Source organism: Pseudomonas sp. GV071, assembly GCF_003050835.1.
In the GTDB taxonomy this organism is placed as follows: domain Bacteria; phylum Pseudomonadota; class Gammaproteobacteria; order Pseudomonadales; family Pseudomonadaceae; genus Aquipseudomonas.
Genome location: NZ_QAOJ01000016.1, coordinates 17,913 through 34,981, shown reverse-complemented (window position 1 = coordinate 34,981; position 17,069 = coordinate 17,913). Strand labels below are relative to the sequence as shown.

Sequence of the window (17,069 nt, the reverse complement as noted above, 5' to 3'; positions counted from 1 at the left end):
GCATCCATGGATGTCTGGAAAAAAGGCGCGGCCATGCAGATTGCGCCACAACGGCTGCGAATATTCTGCTGGTGGGCCGTCCATGGCAAGCTACGCACCCGCCATCGAAAGATTTGCCATGCGCCTGCCCTCCCGGAAGACCACTTTCGCCACCTTGCTCGCTGTTGTCTGGCTCGGCGCCATGCTCAGCGCGTTCTGGTGGTATGAGGCGCGATATATCCGCCCCTTCGCGGAAACCACCGCGCTGTTTTCCGGCGACCCGCTGCAACTGCCGGCGCAGTTGGCTGGCCCCGGACCGATTCGGGTGGTGCATTTCTGGGACCCGGCCTGCCCGTGCAACGTCGGCAACCAGCAGCACCTGGCTGAACTACTGGCGCGCTTCGGGCCACAAGGCGTCGCCTTCTATGCGGTGCAGAAACCCGGCAGCCATGGCCAGTTACCCGACACCCTCAGCGCCCTGCAGCCGCTGACGGCATTCCCCGGCGCCGAACATCTGCCAGCCAGCCCGGCGGTTGGCATCTGGGACAAGAACGGCAACCTGGCCTATTTCGGCCCCTACAGCGAAGGCGCTACCTGCACGTCGAGTAACAGCTTTATCGAGCCGATTATTGAAGCCCTCACCCAGGGCCGGGCGGTGAATGCTACCCACACCCTGGCCGTCGGCTGCTTCTGTCAGTGGGCAACGCCGGTGCCCTGACAGTTCAGCAAAGCTGTACAACACTCAGTAGACCCAATTGCATCCCGCCCGCCGCTGGCGCTTTTGCGCGCTGAATGCGCCGGGCCTTGCCTGAGGTCTGCCCTTTGAACAGCCCGCGTTTCACCCTCGACGCTCACTACCGCAAAGCCGACCGCATCATGCTCGTGGTGTTGTGGCTGATGTTTTTCTACGCCCTGGCGCTTGCCGGCTGGCACGGCTCCTGGGGCCAGGCGCTGGTGGTGGGCGGGCTCACGGTGGCGGTGCTGACGACCATGCACCTGCTGATTCCCGGCCGGCGCCTGCTGCGGTGCTGCATGGGCGCGGCATTCATGGTGATGTCGGCGCTGCACGTGAACGAGAGCGACGGGCTGCTGGAGATGCATTTCGGCATCTTCGTGCTGCTGGCCTTCCTGGTGTATTACCGCGATTGGCTGCCAATTGTGGTGGCCGCCACCGTGATAGCCGTCCACCACCTGGCTTTTTTTGCCATGCAGAGCCAGGGCATGGATGTGTGGGTGATTCCCCAAGGCACCTGGCCGCGGATTTTTCTGCATGCGTTCTACGTGGTGCTGGAAAGCGCGATCCTCATCTATCTGGCGCAACAGACGTATCTGGATGCCCAGGAAAACCTGGCATTGATGACCACTGCCGCGCACCTGACCCAACGCGAAGGCGGCATCGACCTGCGCTATCGCAGCCCGGCCACTGGCGATGTGGCGGCGCGCTTCAACCACTTTCTCGAACTGCTCGACGAGCTGGTCAGCGCGGTGATCGCCGACACGCAGGGGCTGACCGACATGGGCCAGCAGTTGGGCCAGGCCACTGGCAAGCTGCGTGACGGCGCGCAACGCCAGGAGTCCGAGATCAGCTATATGAGCAAGGCCATGCAACAGATGAGCAGTGCCATCGATGAGGTGGCGGCGCACGCCGACCAGGCTGCCAACTCCGCCGAGACGGCCAATCAGCAGGCCAGCGAGGGCAACCGATCGGTCATCCACGTGCGTGAGGAAATCGACAAGCTGGCCCAGCACATCACCGGCACCGACCGTGAGGTGCAGTCACTAGCCAGCCAGTCCGAACAGATCGGCAGGGTGCTGGAGGTGATTCGCAGCATCGCCGAGCAAACCAACCTGCTCGCGCTGAATGCCGCCATCGAAGCGGCGCGGGCTGGCGATCAGGGCAGGGGGTTTGCCGTGGTCGCCGATGAGGTGCGCAACCTGGCGCAGAAAACCTCGCTGTCCACCACCGAGATCCAGGACATCATCGGCCGCCTGCAACACAGCAGTCGCGTCGCCGCCAGTGCCATGCACGAAAGCCAGAACAGCGTGCAGCGGTGTGTCAGCGACAGCCAGATCGCCGCCGACCTGCTCAGCGCGGTGGCGCAGGATATCGGCGCCATCACCCACCTCAACCAATCCATCGCCAGCGCCACCCGGATGCAGGTGGAGGTGAGCAACGAAGTCAGCCAGCACCTCTACAGCGTGCAGCAGGTGGCCGAGCAGAACGTCGACGACGCCGGCGCGCTGGACAGCAGTGGCCAACGCCTGCGCCAGTTGGCCGAACGCCTCAACCGCCTGAGCCAGCGCTTCCAGGTCAGCGACTAGGCCCGCGCCGCCAAAGCCCGCGCTTTGAGTTGGTAGGCCTGCGGGGTCATGCCCTGCCAGCGGCGAAAGGCACGGTAAAACGGCGACAGCTCGGCAAAACCACAGGCACGCGCCACTTCGCGAATCGGCTGGCCGGCCTCCAACAACTGGGTGGCGTGCAGACGCCGCACTTCTTCATGCAACACCCGAAAGCTACTGTTGTGTTGCGCCAGCCCACGCTGCAAAGCGCCGGCCTTCAGGTGCAGGGCGTCGGCACAACCGACCAGGGTGCAGGCCGCCTGGCCGAGGTGGCCTTGCAGCCAATAACGCACGCGGTTGAGTAGCTGGTTCTCGCCCAGTTCCTGCAACTCCAGCTCGGCCTGCTGAGTGAGCAAGGCAAACAGCCGTGGGTTGGCGCTGCGCGAAGGGCGGGTGAGCAGGCTGCCGGAAAACACCAGGGCGTCATGCGCCTGAGCAAACTGCGGGGTGAGGCCAAACAGGCGCTTGTGTTCACTAAGGCGACGCGGCGCGGGGTGACGGAAATCGACGCCCTGCACCTGAAACGCCTCATCGGTGACGCTGCCGAGCATCTTGATCAGCAGCAGTGCCAGGCACTCGATCTGCTGGCGCAACGAGCCGAAGCCGCGGTAGTTGAGGTCAAGTACCAGGCGCACGCTTTCGCCCTGCTCTTCCAGGTGCGCCGCGAAGCCGCCGGAAAGAATGTGCTGATAGCGCACGAAGCATTGCAGCGCCTCACGCAGGTCGCGGCTGGCCAGCAGCAGGTAACTCACGACGTCCAGTGGGCGCGGCTTCATCACTTCAGCCAGGTGTAGGCCGACGTCGCAGTCGCCGGTGAGGTCCTGCAAGGCTTCCCAGAACAGTGGCGCATTGTCGTGTTCTTCACGCCCGGCCACCGACGGCGGCGCCAGCGGCACGCCTTGGTAGGCACGGCGGTAGGTGTCGGTTGGATCCCATCCGAGGCTCATCAGCCCTTCATAGAGCAGGCGTCGCATGGTCGGCGAATGGGTAAGCACGGCGTTGCTCGTGGGCATGGGATCAACCAAGCAGCCAAATAGATTGACCGGAGACTTCCATCATTCAGGTCGATGGTCAATGCCGCGACGCACGGGTGCTGCGCAAAATGCAGTTCGCGCGCCCAGCCGTAGAGCCGCGCCATAACAATAAGGATCCTTCGATGAAACGCACCCTGACCGCCCTTGCCGTGGTGGTAGCCGCCGTTGCCGCTGGCGCCACCTGGTATGTCCATAGCAAACAACCGATGCGCGATGGCCAGGTCCAACTGGCTCATCTGGATGGCGCGGTGAGCGTGCGTTACGACGAGCGCGGCGTGCCGCATATCAAAGCGCAGAACGAAGCGGACATGTACCGCGCCCTGGGTTATGTGCATGCCCAGGACCGTCTGTTCCAGATGGAAATGCTCCGCCGTCTGGCCCGTGGCGAACTGGCTGAAGTGCTGGGCGCCAAGCTGGTGGACACCGACCGCTTGTTCCGCACCCTGCGCATCCGCGAGCACGCCGACGAACACGTGCCCAAGCTCGATCACCAGTCGCCCGCCTACAAGGCGCTGGAGGCGTACCTGGATGGCGTCAACCAATTCCAGGACACCCACCCGAAACCGCTCGAATTCGACCTCCTGGGCATCAAGCCCCGCCCCTTCACAGCCGAAGACACCCTGAGCGTCGCCGGCTACATGGCCTACAGCTTCGCTGCCGCTTTCCGTACCGAACCGGTACTGACCTATGTGCGTGACGAGCTGGGCGCCGACTACCTGAAGATTTTCGATCTCAACTGGAAGCCGCAAGGCGCCATCGGCCAGGCCGCCCTGGCCAGCAGCGACTGGAAAGACCTCAACGCCATTGCCCGCATCAGCCACGATGCCCTGGTAGATGCCGGCCTGCCGCAGTTCGAAGGCAGCAACGCCTGGACCATTTCCGGCAGCCGCACCCAGAGTGGCAAGCCGCTGCTGGCCGGCGACCCACACATTCGTTTCGCCGTACCGGCGGTATGGTACGAGGCGCAGTTATCGGCGCCAGGCTTTGAGCTGTATGGCCACCACCAGGCGCTGAACCCCTTCGCCTCGCTGGGCCACAACATGGATTTCGGCTGGAGCCTGACCATGTTCCAGAACGACGACATCGACCTGGTCGCCGAGAAGGTCAACCCGGACAACCCCAACCAGGTCTGGTCCAACGGCCAGTGGGTGGAGCTGCAAACCCGCGAAGAAACCATCACGGTCAAAGACGCCGCGCCGGTGAAACTCACCCTGCGCCAGTCGCCTCACGGCCCGATCATCAACGACGCTTTGGGCGCTGCCGGCGGTAAAACACCGATCGCCATGTGGTGGGCCTTCCTGGAAACCGAGAACCCGATTCTGCAGGGGTTCTATGACCTGAACCGCGCCAACACCCTCGAGAAAATGCGCAGTGCCGGGGCGAAGATTCAATCGCCGGGTCTGAACCTGGTGTGGGCCAACGCCAAAGGCGATATCGGCTGGTGGGCGGCTGCCCAGTTGCCGATTCGCCCTGAAGGCGTCAACCCGACCTTTATCCTCGACGGCAGCACCCACGAGGCGGACAAGAACGGTTTCTACCCGTTTAGCGCCAACCCCCAGGAAGAGAACCCGGCGCGTGGCTATATCGTCTCGGCCAACTTCCAACCGGTATCGCCCACCGGTATGGAAGTGCCGGGCTACTACAACCTGGCCGACCGCGGTGCGCGCATCAACTCGCACCTGGCCGACAACAGCGTGAAGTGGAACCTGGAGAACAGCCAGGCGCTGCAACTGGATACCGCCACCGACTACAGCAACCGCGTGCTCAAGCCGCTGTTGCCGGTTCTGCGCAGCGTGGTTACCGACCCGCAAGATCTGGCCCTGCTGGAACAGCTGAGCACCTGGAAAGGCGACTACGCGCTGGACTCGGTGGCTGCCTCGCTCTTCAACCAGCTGACCTATCAACTGGCCGACAGCGCGCTGCGCGACGAACTGGGCGATGCCTTCTTCAACAACCTGATCGCCACTCGCTCCTTCGACGTAGCGTTGCCGCTGTTGGCCGCCGATGCCGAGTCGCCGTGGTGGGACAACCGCAGCACCCCAGCCAAGGAAACCCGTGCCGACACCGTGAAAGCGGCCTGGCAGGCGACCATCGCGCACCTGAAAAGCACCGCCGGTGACGACCCGAAATCCTGGAAATGGGGCAAGCTGCACACCCTCACCCACGGCCATCCGCTTGGGGCGCAGAAGCCGTTGGACAAGATCTTCAACGTCGGCCCATTCGCCGCACCGGGCGGCCACGAAGTGCCGAACAACCTCAGCGCGCCGGTTGGCCCAGCGCCGTGGGGGGTGATCTACGGCCCGTCCACCCGCCGCCTGATCGACTTCGCCGACCCGGCCCACAGCCTGGGCATCAACCCGGTTGGCCAGAGCGGCGTACCGTTTGACGCGCACTACTCCGACCAGGCACAGACCTACATTTCCGGCGGCTATGTGCCGCAGCATTTCGAGGAAAGCGAAGTGGCGGCCAACACCAAAGGCACGTTGAAGCTGGTGCCCGCGAAGTAAGGTTGCTGGAATAAAAAAGCCCCGCCGATGCGGGGCTTTTTTATGCGCCCAAGAATCCACATCGCCTGACCCGCCAGAAATTTCAGAGATGTTTTTCGGACATATCCACAAAAAACAGGAGTCGGTCTTATTTGAGCGGCTAACCAGCATTGTTACGGTCGGTTTTTTCGGTCACCGACTCGCTGAAGCGCACTTCGCCATTAAGGAAAACTCTGCGGCATTGCCGAAGAGTTTCTTTCAGCAGGTTCATAAGCAATGCCAGTCGGTTTTTTCCGTGCTGCGCGACGCGAATGACGAAGTACGTGCATTCATCTTCAGTGGTTTAAGCGAATCCATCATCAACCCTTTCGCCTTCGGCCGCGACTACCGGGAAGATAGCGGGGTCAACGCCTATTATGTTCCGCACATTGATCTGATCCAGAAATACAGCAGCTCGCGTACGCAGCAGATCGACCTAGGCATCACCAACTATTTCCTCAAGCAGAATTTTGGTGCGCGACTTCAACGCAGTGATCTCTGCTTGAAGCTCAACAATCCGGTAATCAATAAACTGCTCGGTCCGGCAATAGCCAGGCGGTTTTCGGTTATCCAAGCACGCGAACGCAACGTCTTCAAGCATGACCACCCGGCCTGATCTTCACGTAGAAACAACATGGCAGCTCCGTATAGACGCCTGCACCCACGATGCGCAACTCATACGCCGGCGCCAGCAGTGCGTGGAGTTCGCTCGCTTGCTGGTGGCTATGAGTGTGCTGGCGTTGGGCAGCCACCTCTGGACGAACCGGGACCAGGCACTCTGCTGGTGGCTGCTCGGGTTGAGTGTCGCAGCGTTCGGCGCTCTGGTGGCGTGGCATCACCGACTTGGCGAGCAGTGGCAGCACTGCCGTACGCTGGCCACCCTCAACGAGGAGAGTCTGGCCCGTGTACGGCGCGACTTTGGCGCGCTGGCGCCGTGCCCCGAGGACGTCGCCAGCCATTTTGGGAATCAGGACCGCGACCTCAATCTGTATGGGCCGAGCTCTCTAGGGCAACTGGTCTTCAACCTGTCCACCAGCCTAGGCGACTCCTTGTTGGCTGAATGGTTGAGCCGAGGCAGTCCGTTGCCTTTGCTCAGCGCCCATCAGCAGGCGGTACAGGAACTGGCTCCTCAGTTGGAACTGCGTCAGCGCCTCTATGCTCATGCGCGTAGTAAGCAACACACCGGAGGCTATCGTCTGGAGCATTTCAGGGATTGGGCCGGGAGCATCGGCGACGCCCTCTTGGTAAACCATCGGGAGCGGCTGGCAGGCTGGTCGTTGATAACGATTCTCTGCGTCTGCCTGCTACTGGTCGTCGGCAGATTTGTGCCCACCTGGGTCGTCATTGCTCCATTGCTATTAAACCTTGGGTTCATGGGCCTGCGCATGCGCCGTTATCAGCAAACATTTGACCGTGCCGACCTGCAGTCCGATGCATTGCAGAGCTTGGCGAAAATTGTGGACATAATCGGTGATGGCGAGTACCGGACCCCGGTCCTTCAACAAATCGGTAAGTCGCTCCTGCATTCGCCGCAGCGGCCTGGGCGCGCACTGCGAGAACTATCGGCTGTGGTGCACCATTCGCGCCTGCGCTTCAATGTGATTCCCTACATGATGCTGCAAGTCGTTTTGCTGTGGGATTTCCACGTCGCCTTGAAGCTGCAGCGCTGGCAGAACCGGTATGCAGCGCATGTAGAAGATTGGTTGGATGCTACGTCCAGATTCGAGGCGCTCAGTGCCTTGGCCAACTTGGGTTACGAAAACCCACACTGGCGCTTCCCCGAGCGCATAGACGGTGGGGGACTGCAGGCTCGGCAAGCCATTCACCCGTTGCTTCCTGCTCACAAGGCTGTGGCCAACGACATCATCCTGGAGCCTGGGCAGGTGACCATCATCACTGGCTCCAATATGTCGGGCAAGACCACATACATGCGCACACTCGGCCTCAATCTGAAGCTGGCAATGGCAGGGGCTCCAGTGGCCTGCGCGCAACTGCGTTTTCCAGCCTGCGAGCTGTATTCCGCCATTGGGGCCCGTGATTCGCTAGTTCAGGGCGTGTCGTATTTCATGAGCGAGGTAGTCCAGATCCAGCATGTGCTTGAGAGTGTCAAGCATTGCCAGCGGCAGCCAGTCTTCCTACTGGACGAACTGCTCAAGGGCACCAACGAGCATGAGCGCAACTTAGCCATCATCGGCCTGCTAAAGGAGCTTTGCGCACAGGGCGGCATGGGGATGATGACCACCCACAACATTGCGCTAGCCACGCACCCGGAGCTCAAGGCGTTGTGCCGCAATATCTACTTCGAAGAAGACATCGACGAACAGCAGCCGGAGAAGATGGTGTTCAGTTATCGTCTCAAGGAGGGTATATCCATGCAGACTAACGCCCTCAAGCTACTCCGTCTGCTGGGGGTCAACCTAGATGCGTAGGGCTGCCCTCGAAGGCTCCCACAAACACTCGGCCTAGGTAAGAGAGGCTTCAGCCTCGAGCGTTTGACGTTGCGATTTCCGCCTCCCAGATTTCGAGATCAAGCTAGAGCGAGGCAAGGCCAAGACGGCCCGGGAGGAAATACTTTTCAAGCGCAGAGGGCTGTAGCCCATGAGCATTGAAAATGCCCTGTTCAACGCAGCAATGCCGACGCGCAGCCGCTCGCTAGACCAATAAAAAACGCCCCGAAGGGCGTCTTTTATTGGTCCACCATCATCACGCCGGAGCGTGTTGCTGGGAGGGATCACGACGGCTATCCGGGCCAGCGGCGTTAGCCGCGCCGGTGGTTTCATCCATGGCTTGCTGGATGGCACGCAGACGGCGTTTCTCGGCTTTGCGGCTGAAGAACCAGACCAGGAAGGTGAAGATCGACACCACCAGCAGAATCAAGCTGGCGACGGCGTTGATCTCCGGTTTCACCCCCAGACGCACGGCGGAAAACACTTCCATCGGCAAGGTGGTGGAACCCGGGCCCGAGACGAAGCTGGCCAGTACCAGATCGTCCAGCGACAGGGCGAAGGACATCATGCCGCCCGCTGCCAATGAGGGTGCGATCATCGGGATGGTGATCAGCATGAACACCTTCCACGGCTTGGCACCCAGGTCCATTGCCGCTTCTTCGATGGACATGTCCAGCTCACGCAAGCGCGCCGATACCACCACTGCCACGTAGGAGGCGCAGAAAGTAGTGTGGGCGATCCAGATGGTCAGCAGGCCACGCTCTTGCGGCCAGAACGGGATCTGGGTGAGTGCCACGAACAACAGCAGCAGCGACAGACCGGTGATCACTTCCGGCATTACCAGCGGCGCGGTGACCAGACCACCGAACAAGGTGCGACCCTTGAAGTGGGTGATACGGGTCAGCACGAACGCTGCCAGGGTGCCGAGAATCACTGCAGAAATCGCGGTGTAGAAAGCGATTTCCAGCGAGCGACCCACCGAGTTCATCAGTTGGGTGTTGTCCAGCAAGCCCACATACCACTTCACCGACCAACCACCCCACACCGTTACCAGTTTGGAGGCGTTGAACGAGTAGATGACCAGAATCACCATCGGCATGTAGATGAACAACAGGCCCAGCACCAACATCACGTTTGAGAAACTGAAGCGCTTCATGCTTTGGCCTCCAGTTCTTTGGCTTGGCTACGGTTGAACAGAATGATGGGCACGATGAGGATCGCCAGCATTACTACCGCCAGGGCAGAGGCCACCGGCCAGTCGCGGTTGTTGAAGAACTCTTGCCACAACACCTTACCGATCATCAGGGTTTCCGGACCACCGAGAAGCTCAGGAATCACGAACTCACCCACTACCGGAATGAACACCAGCATGCAGCCGGCGATGATGCCGTTCTTGGCCAGCGGTACGGTGATTTTCCAGAAGCTGTTGATGTTGGTGGAACCGAGGTCCGAGGCCGCTTCCAGCAACGACAGGTCGTGTTTCACCAGGTTGGCGAACAGCGGCAGCACCATGAACGGCAGGTACGAGTAAACGACGCCGATGTACACCGCGAGGTTGGTGTTGAGAATCTGCAGCGGCTCGTTGATCACCCCCAGCCACAGCAGGAAGGCATTCAACAGGCCGTTGTTGCTGAGGATGCCCATCCAGGCATACACGCGGATCAGAATCGCCGTCCAGGTCGGCATCATGATCAGCAGCAACAGAACGGTCTGGGTGTCCTTGTTGGCGCGGGCAATGCCATAGGCCATGGGGAACCCGATCACCAGGCACAGCAGGGTGCTGAAGAAGGCCATCTTCAACGAACCCAGGTAGGCCGAGATATACAGCTCGTCCTCGCTGAGCATCACGTAGTTGCCGATGTTGAGGAGGATCTGCAGCTTCTGCTCCACGTAGGAGAAGATTTCGGTATACGGCGGAATGGCAACGTCGGCTTCAGCGAAGCTGATCTTCAAGACGATGAAGAACGGCAGCATGAAGAACAGGAAGAGCCACAGGAACGGCACGCCAATGACAGCGTGGCGGCCCGTGGGCTTATACCACTTGGGTTTTCGACTTTTCATGAGCGCAACGCGACCCCGCTATCGTCTTCCCACCACACGTACACTTCGTCGCCCCAGGTTGGGCGCGCGCCGCGACGTTCAGCGTTGGCCACGAACGACTGCACGATCTTGCCGCTTGGCAGTTCCACGTAGAACACCGAGTGACCACCCAGGTAAGCGATGTCATGCACCTTGCCGCGCGACCAGTTGTATTCGCAGGTCGGCATGTCGGTGGTGACCAGCAGTTTTTCCGGGCGAATGGCGTAGGTGATCTGTTTGTCCTGCACCGAGGTGGTCACGCCGTGGCCAACGTAGATGGCGCGTTCCAGATCCGGGCTGGCGATCAGGGCGTGGCCTTCCATGTCTTCAACCACTTGGCCGTCGAACAGGTTCACGTTGCCGATGAACTCGCAGACCATGCGGCTGGTAGGGGTTTCGTAGATGTCGATCGGGCTGCCGATCTGGGCGATCCAGCCCAGGTGCATGATCGCGATGCGCTCGGCCATGGTCATGGCCTCTTCCTGGTCGTGGGTCACCATGACGCAGGTCACGCCGACGCGCTCGATGATTTCCACCAGCTCGAGCTGCATTTGCGAACGCAGCTTCTTGTCCAGGGCACCCATCGGCTCGTCGAGCAGCAGCAGTTTCGGGCTCTTGGCCAGGGAACGGGCCAGGGCCACTCGCTGACGCTGGCCACCAGAGAGCTGGTGCGGCTTGCGCTTGGCGTACTGGGTCATCTGCACCAGCTTGAGCATCTCGTTGACGCGCGCATCGATCTCGGCGGCAGACATGCGGTCCTGCTTCAAGCCGAAGGCGATGTTCTGCGCCACGGTCATATGCGGGAACAGTGCATAGGACTGGAACATCATGTTGATCGGCCGCTCGTAGGGCGGCATATCGGTGATGTCCTGGCCGTCGAGGAAGATCCGTCCCTCGGTTGGGCGTTCAAAGCCTGCCAGCATCCGCAGCAAGGTGGATTTACCCGACCCGGAGCCGCCGAGCAGGGCGAAAATTTCGCCTTTGTTGATTGTCAGGGACACATCGTCCACTGCAATCGTCTCGTCGAACTTCTTGGTCACCCGATCGATTTTGACCAAAACCTCTTTAGGTTTCTGGTCGCCCTCGAGGGCTTTCTTGTAGGCGCCGGAGGCAACTGCCATTACAAAACTCCCAACTTTATTTTGAGGGCCAACCCACTACGGGCCGGCCTTTTTTCATCGTCACCCGACAGGGTCAGGTGATTACTGGGTTTATGAGCGCTGAGTGCACGCTGCTCTTTCGGGTTACTTGCCGGACTTGATCTTGGTCCAGGAACGGGTCTCGATGCGTTGCAGCTTGGGTGGCAACGGCACGGACACGTACAGGCGGTCGATGACCTCTTGCGGTGGGTAAACCGCAGGGTCGTTACGCAGCTCCTGATCCATCACCGCATCAGCTTTGCTGTTGGGGTTGGCGTAACCGACGTATTCGCTGATCGGCGAGATCACCTTGGGGTCCAGCAGGTAATTGATAAAGGCGTGGGCCTGTTTGGCGTTCGGCGCATCAGCCGGAATGGCGAGCATGTCGAACCACAGGTTGCCGCCCTCTTTGGGGATGCTATAGGCGATCTCGATCCCTTTGCCTGCTTCCTTGGCGCGCGAAGCGGCTTGGAAGATGTCGCCGGAGAAACCTGCCGCGATGCAGATATCACCGTTGGCCAGGTCCGAGATGTATTTCGAAGAATGGAAGTAGGTCACGTAAGGGCGAACGGCCAGGAGTTTGGCTTCGGCCTTTTTGTAGTCATCGGGGTTGGTGCTGTTGGGGTCGAGGCCCATGTAGTTCAGCACGGCCGGGAACATTTCATCCGGCGAGTCGAGGAAGGCGACACCGCACTGGGTCAGCTTCTTGATGTTTTCTGGCTCAAAAAGCATGGCCCAGGAGTCGATATGGTCGACGCCCAATACCGCTTTGATTTTTGCCACGTTGTAGCCGATGCCATTGGTACCCCACAGGTACGGCACCGCGTACAGATTGCCCGGATCGCTCTTTTCCAGCTGCTTGAGCAGCTTGGGATCCAGGTTGCTGAAATTCGGCAGTTGGCTGCGGTCGAGTTTCTGGAACACGCCGGCCTTGATCTGCTTGGACAGGAAGTTGTTCGAGGGCACCACCACGTCGTAGCCGGTGTGGCCAGCAAGCATTTTGCCTTCGAGGGTTTCGTTGGAGTCGAAGACGTCGTAGACCGGTTTGATCCCGGTGGCTTTCTGGAAGTCCGCCAGGGTGGTTTCACCGATATAGTCGGTCCAGTTGTAGACATGCACTGTCTGCTCGGCCTGGGCCAGGGCGCTGAAGCCCATCAAGGCGACGGCGCTTATCAGGGTTTTGCGGAAGGGAATTCGCACATGTCCATCCTCATTTTTGTTAGATCACTATGGCCATCAACGGTGGCCTGTTGGTTACCGCGTTCACCACCTGTGCGCAGCGCTGCAGGGGGTGAAACAACAATTCCAGGGCGCAAAAAACTGCAAACGCCAACTGCTTAGAGCTCGGCACTTCAACTACTGAGCAATACATCCACTGACAGACCTGGAGCCTTGACGGCCCCAGCGGCAAAGCCGCCGGAGCTGTCATCAGGTCGCTTTGACTTACTTGCCGGACTTGATCTTGGTCCAGGAGCGGGTCATTACACGCTGAACCTTGGCCGGAAGGTCAGGGAACGCGTAGAGCTTTTTCATTACGTCTTCGCTTGGGTAGATGCCTGGGTCCTTACGGATGGCTTCGCTCACCAACGGGGTGGCAGCGGAGTTACCGTTCGGGTAGGACACTTCGTCGCTGATCTCGGCAATGATTTCTGGCTTGAGCAGGAAGTCGATGAACTTGTGCGCGCCTTCCGGGTTCTCGGCATCCTTCGGAATGGCTACGGTGTCGAAGAATGCACCGGCGCCTTCTTTCGGAATGTTGTAGCCAACATTGACCTTGTTCTTCGCTTCTTCAGCGCGCGACTTGGCCTGGTAGATGTCACCCGAGTAACCGACGGCTACGCAGATGTTGCCGTTGGCCAGGTCCGAGATGTACTTGGACGAGTGGAAGTAGGCAGTCGAAGGACGCACTTTGAGGAACAGTGCTTCAGCCGCAGCCAACTCTTTCGGGTCCTGGCTATCAGGCTTGTAGCCCAGATAGTGCAGGGCCGCCGGGAGCATTTCGGTTGGCGAATCGAGGAAGCTCACGCCGCACTCTTTGAGCTTGGCCATGTTTTCTGGTTTGAACACCAGGTCCCAGGAATCCACTGGCGCGTTTTCACCCAGAACAGCTTTGACCTTGTCGACGTTGTAGCCGATACCGATGGTGCCCCACAGGTAAGGGATGGCGAATTTGTTCGCCGGGTCGCTGATTTCCAGGGTCTTCATCAGCTCAGGATTGAGATTCTTGTAGTTCGGCAGCTTGGCGCGATCGAGCGGCTGGTAAACGCCGGCTTTGATCTGTTTGGCCAGGAAGGAGTTGGACGGAACCACGATGTCATAACCCGACTTGCCGGCCAGCAATTTGGCTTCGAGAACTTCGTTGCTGTCGTACACGTCGTAGACCACTTTGATGCCGGTCTCTTTGGTGAACTTCTCAACGGTGTCCGGTGCGATGTAATCGGACCAGTTGTACACGTGTAGCACTTTGTCATCGGCCTGGACCGCGCCGACCATCACTCCCAATAAGGACAACGCGAGAAAGGACTTGCCGAATGTTTTCATGCGTACAGCTCCTGTTTTATGTAGTTATCCGAACAGTGGCGTTTGCTCTGGGGGCGTTGCATCCACCCCCTTGGCGGCCACCCTTCGGTGAGCCTGGCCAACGCACCGTGCAGTCTGGCAAGGACCAGCGCGGGTTTACAACTTTTCACTACGCTGGGAGGCAAATTTTCCCTCACCAGCGAACCAACCCTCTACTGCTTAACCGAGTACTGCACTGGCGGTGAGGTCCAGGCATTTACGTGCCTTTTCCACCAGCTCATCGATTTCTGTTTTGCTGATTACCAGCGGCGGCGCAATGATCATGGTGTCGCCAACGGCGCGCATGATCAGACCGTTGTTGAAGCAGTGGCCGCGGCAGATCATGCCAACGCCCTTGCCCTCGAACCGCTCGCGGGTCTTTTTGTTCTTCACCAACTCGATCGCGCCCAGCATGCCAAGACCGCGCACTTCACCCACCAGAGGGTGATCCGCCAGCTCACGCAAACGCTTTTGCAAATACGGTGCCGTTTCTGCACGGACCTTCTCGAGAATTTTTTCCTCGCGAATAATCCGCAGGTTTTCCAGTGCCACAGCCGCCGCTACCGGGTGACCGGAGTAGGTGAAACCGTGGTTGAAATCACCGCCTTCGTTGATCACTTCCGCTACTTTGTCGCTGACGATCAGGCCACCCATGGGGATGTAACCCGAGGTCAGGCCCTTGGCGATGGTCATCAGGTCCGGGGTATTGCCGTAGTAGTCACTGCCGAACCACTCGCCGGTACGGCCAAAACCACAGATCACTTCGTCAGCGGCGAACAGAATGTCGTACTTGGCGAGGATCTCGCGCACGCGCGGCCAGTAAGTGTCTGGCGGCACGATCACACCGCCGGCGCCCTGGATCGGCTCTGCGATAAAGGCGGCGACTTTGTCTTCGCCCACTTCGAGAATTTTCTTTTCCAGCTGATCAGCCGCCCAGATACCAAACTCGGCCGGGCTCATGTCGCCGCCTTCACCGAACCAGTACGGCTGTGGGATGTGCACGATGTCCGGCAAGGTACCGGCCTGCTCGTGCATGCCCTGCATACCGCCCAGGGCGGCGCCGGCCACGGTGGAGCCGTGGTAACCGTTGATACGGCCGATCACTACTTTCTTCTCGGGCTTGCCTTTCACCTGCCAGTAATGACGGACCATGCGCAGCATGGTGTCGTTACCTTCGGAACCCGAACCGGTAAAGAACACGTGGTTCATGTGTGGCGGCGCCAGCTCGGCGATGGTCTTGGCCAGTTCGAGCACCGGTGGGTGCGCGGTCATGAAGAAGGTGTTGTAGAACGGCAGCTCTTTCATCTGCTTGGCGGCAGCATCAGCCAGCTCGTCACGGCCGTAGCCGATGGCCACGCACCAGAGACCGGCCATGGCGTCGAGAATCTTGTTGCCTTCGCTGTCCCACAGGTACACGCCGTCAGCACGGGTGATGATGCGCGGACCGACTTCCTTCAGCTGTTTATAGTCGCTGAACGGTGCCAGGTGATGGTTGTTACTCAGCTCTTGCCACTGGCGAGTCTGTGGATTTTTCATCGGGCTGGTCATTAAAAACCTCAATTCAAACAGGCCCGGTGGGTGCCGGGCCTGGTGAGTCTCTGATTAAACCGAGAGCAGCAGGAACTCACGTTCCCAGGAGCTGATTACGCGCTTGAAGTTCTCGTGCTCGGCACGCTTCACGGCGATGTAACCGCTGACAAACTTGTTGCCCAGGTACTTCTCGACGGTCTTGGAGTTTTCCATGCGCTCCAGGGCGTCTTCGATGGTCAGCGGCAGGCGCAGGTTGCGACGCTCGTAGCCACGGCCTTTGACCTGAGCACTCGGGTTCAGCTGCTCAACCATACCGATATAGCCACACAGCAGGCTGGCAGCGATGGCGATATACGGGTTGGCGTCGGCACCCGGCAGGCGGTTTTCCACCCGACGGTTTTGCGGCGAAGCGTCCGGAACGCGCAGGCCCACGGTGCGGTTTTCTTCGCCCCACTCCACGTTTACCGGCGCCGAGGTGTCGGGCAGGAAGCGGCGGAACGAGTTGACGTTAGGCGCGAACAGCGGCAACAGCTCAGGGATGTATTTCTGCAGACCACCGATGTGGTGCAGGAACAGCTGGCTCATGGTGCCGTCTTCGTTGGAGAAGATGCTCTTGCCAGTGGCGATGTCGATGATGCTCTGGTGCAGGTGCATCGCGCTGCCAGGCTCGCCGGTCATGGGCTTGGCCATGAAGGTGGCGGCGACGTTATGTTTCAGTGCCGCTTCACGCATGGTGCGCTTGAAGATGATGATCTGGTCGGCCAGGTGCAGGGCGTCGCCATGACGGAAGTTGATTTCCATTTGCGCGGTGCCGTCTTCGTGGATCAGGGTGTCGAGATCCAGCTCCTGCAGCTCGCACCAGTCATAGACGTCTTCGAACAGCGGATCGAATTCGTTGGCAGCGTCGATGGAGAACGACTGGCGGCCAGTCTCGGCTCGGCCGGAGCGGCCGATCGGGGCCTGCAACGGGTAGTCCGGGTCGTCACTGCGCTTGGTCAGGTAGAACTCCATCTCCGGCGCGACGATAGGCTGCCAGCCCTTTTCGGCGTAGAGCTTGAGCACCTTTTTAAGGATGTTGCGCGGCGACAACTCGATGGGGTTGCCTTGCTTGTCGTAGGTGTCGTGAATCACCTGCGCGGTTGGCTCGATCGCCCAGGGTACGAGGAACACGGCATTTTCGTCCGGACGGCAGATCATATCGATGTCAGCCGGGTCGAGCAGGTCGTAATAAATGTCGTCTTCCACGTAGTCACCGGTGACGGTCTGCAGCAGCACGCTCTCAGGGAGACGCATGCCCTTCTCATCGATGAACTTGTTGGTTGGAGCAATTTTGCCGCGGGAAATGCCGCTCAGATCACTAATAAAGCACTCAACTTCGGTGATCTTGCGCTCTTTCAGCCAACTGGTGAGTTGGTCGAGTTTGGGACTCATAAAGAC

13 protein-coding genes are annotated in these 17,069 nt (G+C 59.9%); 5 read left to right on the top strand and 8 right to left on the bottom strand.

From position 1 onward, the window contains the following. The first annotated feature begins 82 nt into the window (after window positions 1-82). Complete coding sequence (locus tag C8K61_RS24090; protein WP_108098983.1) at window positions 83-697, top strand: DUF6436 domain-containing protein; 615 nt, start codon at window positions 83-85, stop codon at window positions 695-697. A gap of 104 nt (window positions 698-801) precedes the next feature. Further along, window positions 802-2,301 (top strand): methyl-accepting chemotaxis protein, encoded by a 1,500-nt coding sequence (locus tag C8K61_RS24085; protein WP_108098981.1) that lies wholly within the window; start codon window positions 802-804, stop codon window positions 2,299-2,301. Here the strand turns inward: C8K61_RS24085 and C8K61_RS24080 are convergent. Next, entirely contained in the window at window positions 2,298-3,332 is a 1,035-nt protein-coding gene (locus C8K61_RS24080) for an AraC family transcriptional regulator (protein ID WP_108098979.1), read from the bottom strand. The two genes, C8K61_RS24085 and C8K61_RS24080, sit on opposite strands and share 4 nt — an antisense overlap. 143 nt (window positions 3,333-3,475) lie before the next feature. On the opposite strand from C8K61_RS24080, the gene C8K61_RS24075 reads away from it, so the two are divergent. From C8K61_RS24075 to C8K61_RS24065, 3 genes are all read left to right on the top strand, one after another. After that, window positions 3,476-5,860, top strand: a complete 2,385-nt coding sequence (locus C8K61_RS24075; protein ID WP_108098978.1) for a penicillin acylase family protein — start codon at window positions 3,476-3,478, stop codon at window positions 5,858-5,860. Between the two features lie 88 nt (window positions 5,861-5,948). Continuing rightward, a complete protein-coding gene (locus C8K61_RS24070; protein WP_108098975.1) occupies window positions 5,949-6,494 on the top strand; it encodes a hypothetical protein in 546 nt (181 codons plus the stop codon). Continuing rightward, a complete protein-coding gene (locus C8K61_RS24065) occupies window positions 6,478-8,307 on the top strand; it encodes a hypothetical protein (protein WP_108098973.1) in 1,830 nt (609 codons plus the stop codon). The genes C8K61_RS24070 and C8K61_RS24065 overlap by 17 nt, the downstream gene beginning before the upstream one ends. Before the next feature lie 274 nt (window positions 8,308-8,581). Here the strand turns inward: C8K61_RS24065 and C8K61_RS24060 are convergent, their stop codons facing one another. The 7 genes from C8K61_RS24060 to C8K61_RS24030 form a co-directional block, all read right to left on the bottom strand. Continuing rightward, a complete protein-coding gene (locus tag C8K61_RS24060; RefSeq protein WP_108098971.1) occupies window positions 8,582-9,481 on the bottom strand; it encodes an ABC transporter permease subunit in 900 nt (299 codons plus the stop codon). Next, a complete protein-coding gene (locus C8K61_RS24055) occupies window positions 9,478-10,386 on the bottom strand; it encodes an ABC transporter permease subunit (RefSeq protein WP_108098970.1) in 909 nt (302 codons plus the stop codon). The genes C8K61_RS24060 and C8K61_RS24055 overlap by 4 nt, the downstream gene beginning before the upstream one ends. Beyond that, window positions 10,383-11,525, bottom strand: a complete 1,143-nt coding sequence (gene potA / locus C8K61_RS24050; RefSeq protein ID WP_108098968.1) for a polyamine ABC transporter ATP-binding protein — start codon at window positions 11,523-11,525, stop codon at window positions 10,383-10,385. The genes C8K61_RS24055 and potA overlap by 4 nt, the downstream gene beginning before the upstream one ends. A 123-nt stretch (window positions 11,526-11,648) precedes the next feature. Further along, a complete protein-coding gene (locus C8K61_RS24045; protein ID WP_256589544.1) occupies window positions 11,649-12,698 on the bottom strand; it encodes a polyamine ABC transporter substrate-binding protein in 1,050 nt (349 codons plus the stop codon). A 288-nt stretch (window positions 12,699-12,986) separates the two neighbouring features. After that, the gene (locus C8K61_RS24040; RefSeq protein WP_108098964.1) at window positions 12,987-14,084 is read right to left on the bottom strand and encodes a polyamine ABC transporter substrate-binding protein; all 1,098 of its coding nucleotides are present in this window, start codon (window positions 14,082-14,084) and stop codon (window positions 12,987-12,989) included. 198 nt (window positions 14,085-14,282) lie between these two features. After that, the gene (locus tag C8K61_RS24035; protein ID WP_108098962.1) at window positions 14,283-15,650 is read right to left on the bottom strand and encodes an aspartate aminotransferase family protein; all 1,368 of its coding nucleotides are present in this window, start codon (window positions 15,648-15,650) and stop codon (window positions 14,283-14,285) included. Window positions 15,651-15,704: 54 nt separating this feature from the next. Further along, window positions 15,705-17,063 (bottom strand): glutamine synthetase family protein, encoded by a 1,359-nt coding sequence (locus tag C8K61_RS24030; protein ID WP_108098960.1) that lies wholly within the window; start codon window positions 17,061-17,063, stop codon window positions 15,705-15,707. Window positions 17,064-17,069: the final 6 nt, after the last annotated feature.

Bases quoted from the DNA above. Each gene is read 5' to 3' on its own strand.
- C8K61_RS24090 (WP_108098983.1), top strand. From the start codon at position 83: ATGGCAAGCTACGCACCCGCCATCGAAAGATTTGCCATGCGCCTGCCC.
- C8K61_RS24055 (WP_108098970.1), bottom strand. From the start codon at position 10,386: ATGAAAAGTCGAAAACCCAAGTGGTATAAGCCCACGGGCCGCCACGCT.
- C8K61_RS24035 (WP_108098962.1), bottom strand. From the start codon at position 15,650: ATGACCAGCCCGATGAAAAATCCACAGACTCGCCAGTGGCAAGAGCTG.
- C8K61_RS24030 (WP_108098960.1), bottom strand. From the start codon at position 17,063: ATGAGTCCCAAACTCGACCAACTCACCAGTTGGCTGAAAGAGCGCAAG.
- C8K61_RS24065 (WP_108098973.1), top strand. From the start codon at position 6,478: ATGACCACCCGGCCTGATCTTCACGTAGAAACAACATGGCAGCTCCGT.
- C8K61_RS24075 (WP_108098978.1), top strand. From the start codon at position 3,476: ATGAAACGCACCCTGACCGCCCTTGCCGTGGTGGTAGCCGCCGTTGCC.
- C8K61_RS24045 (WP_256589544.1), bottom strand. From the start codon at position 12,698: ATGGGCTTCAGCGCCCTGGCCCAGGCCGAGCAGACAGTGCATGTCTAC.
- C8K61_RS24070 (WP_108098975.1), top strand. From the start codon at position 5,949: ATGTTTTTCGGACATATCCACAAAAAACAGGAGTCGGTCTTATTTGAG.
- C8K61_RS24040 (WP_108098964.1), bottom strand. From the start codon at position 14,084: ATGAAAACATTCGGCAAGTCCTTTCTCGCGTTGTCCTTATTGGGAGTG.
- C8K61_RS24080 (WP_108098979.1), bottom strand. From the start codon at position 3,332: ATGCCCACGAGCAACGCCGTGCTTACCCATTCGCCGACCATGCGACGC.
- C8K61_RS24060 (WP_108098971.1), bottom strand. From the start codon at position 9,481: ATGAAGCGCTTCAGTTTCTCAAACGTGATGTTGGTGCTGGGCCTGTTG.
- potA (WP_108098968.1), bottom strand. From the start codon at position 11,525: ATGGCAGTTGCCTCCGGCGCCTACAAGAAAGCCCTCGAGGGCGACCAG.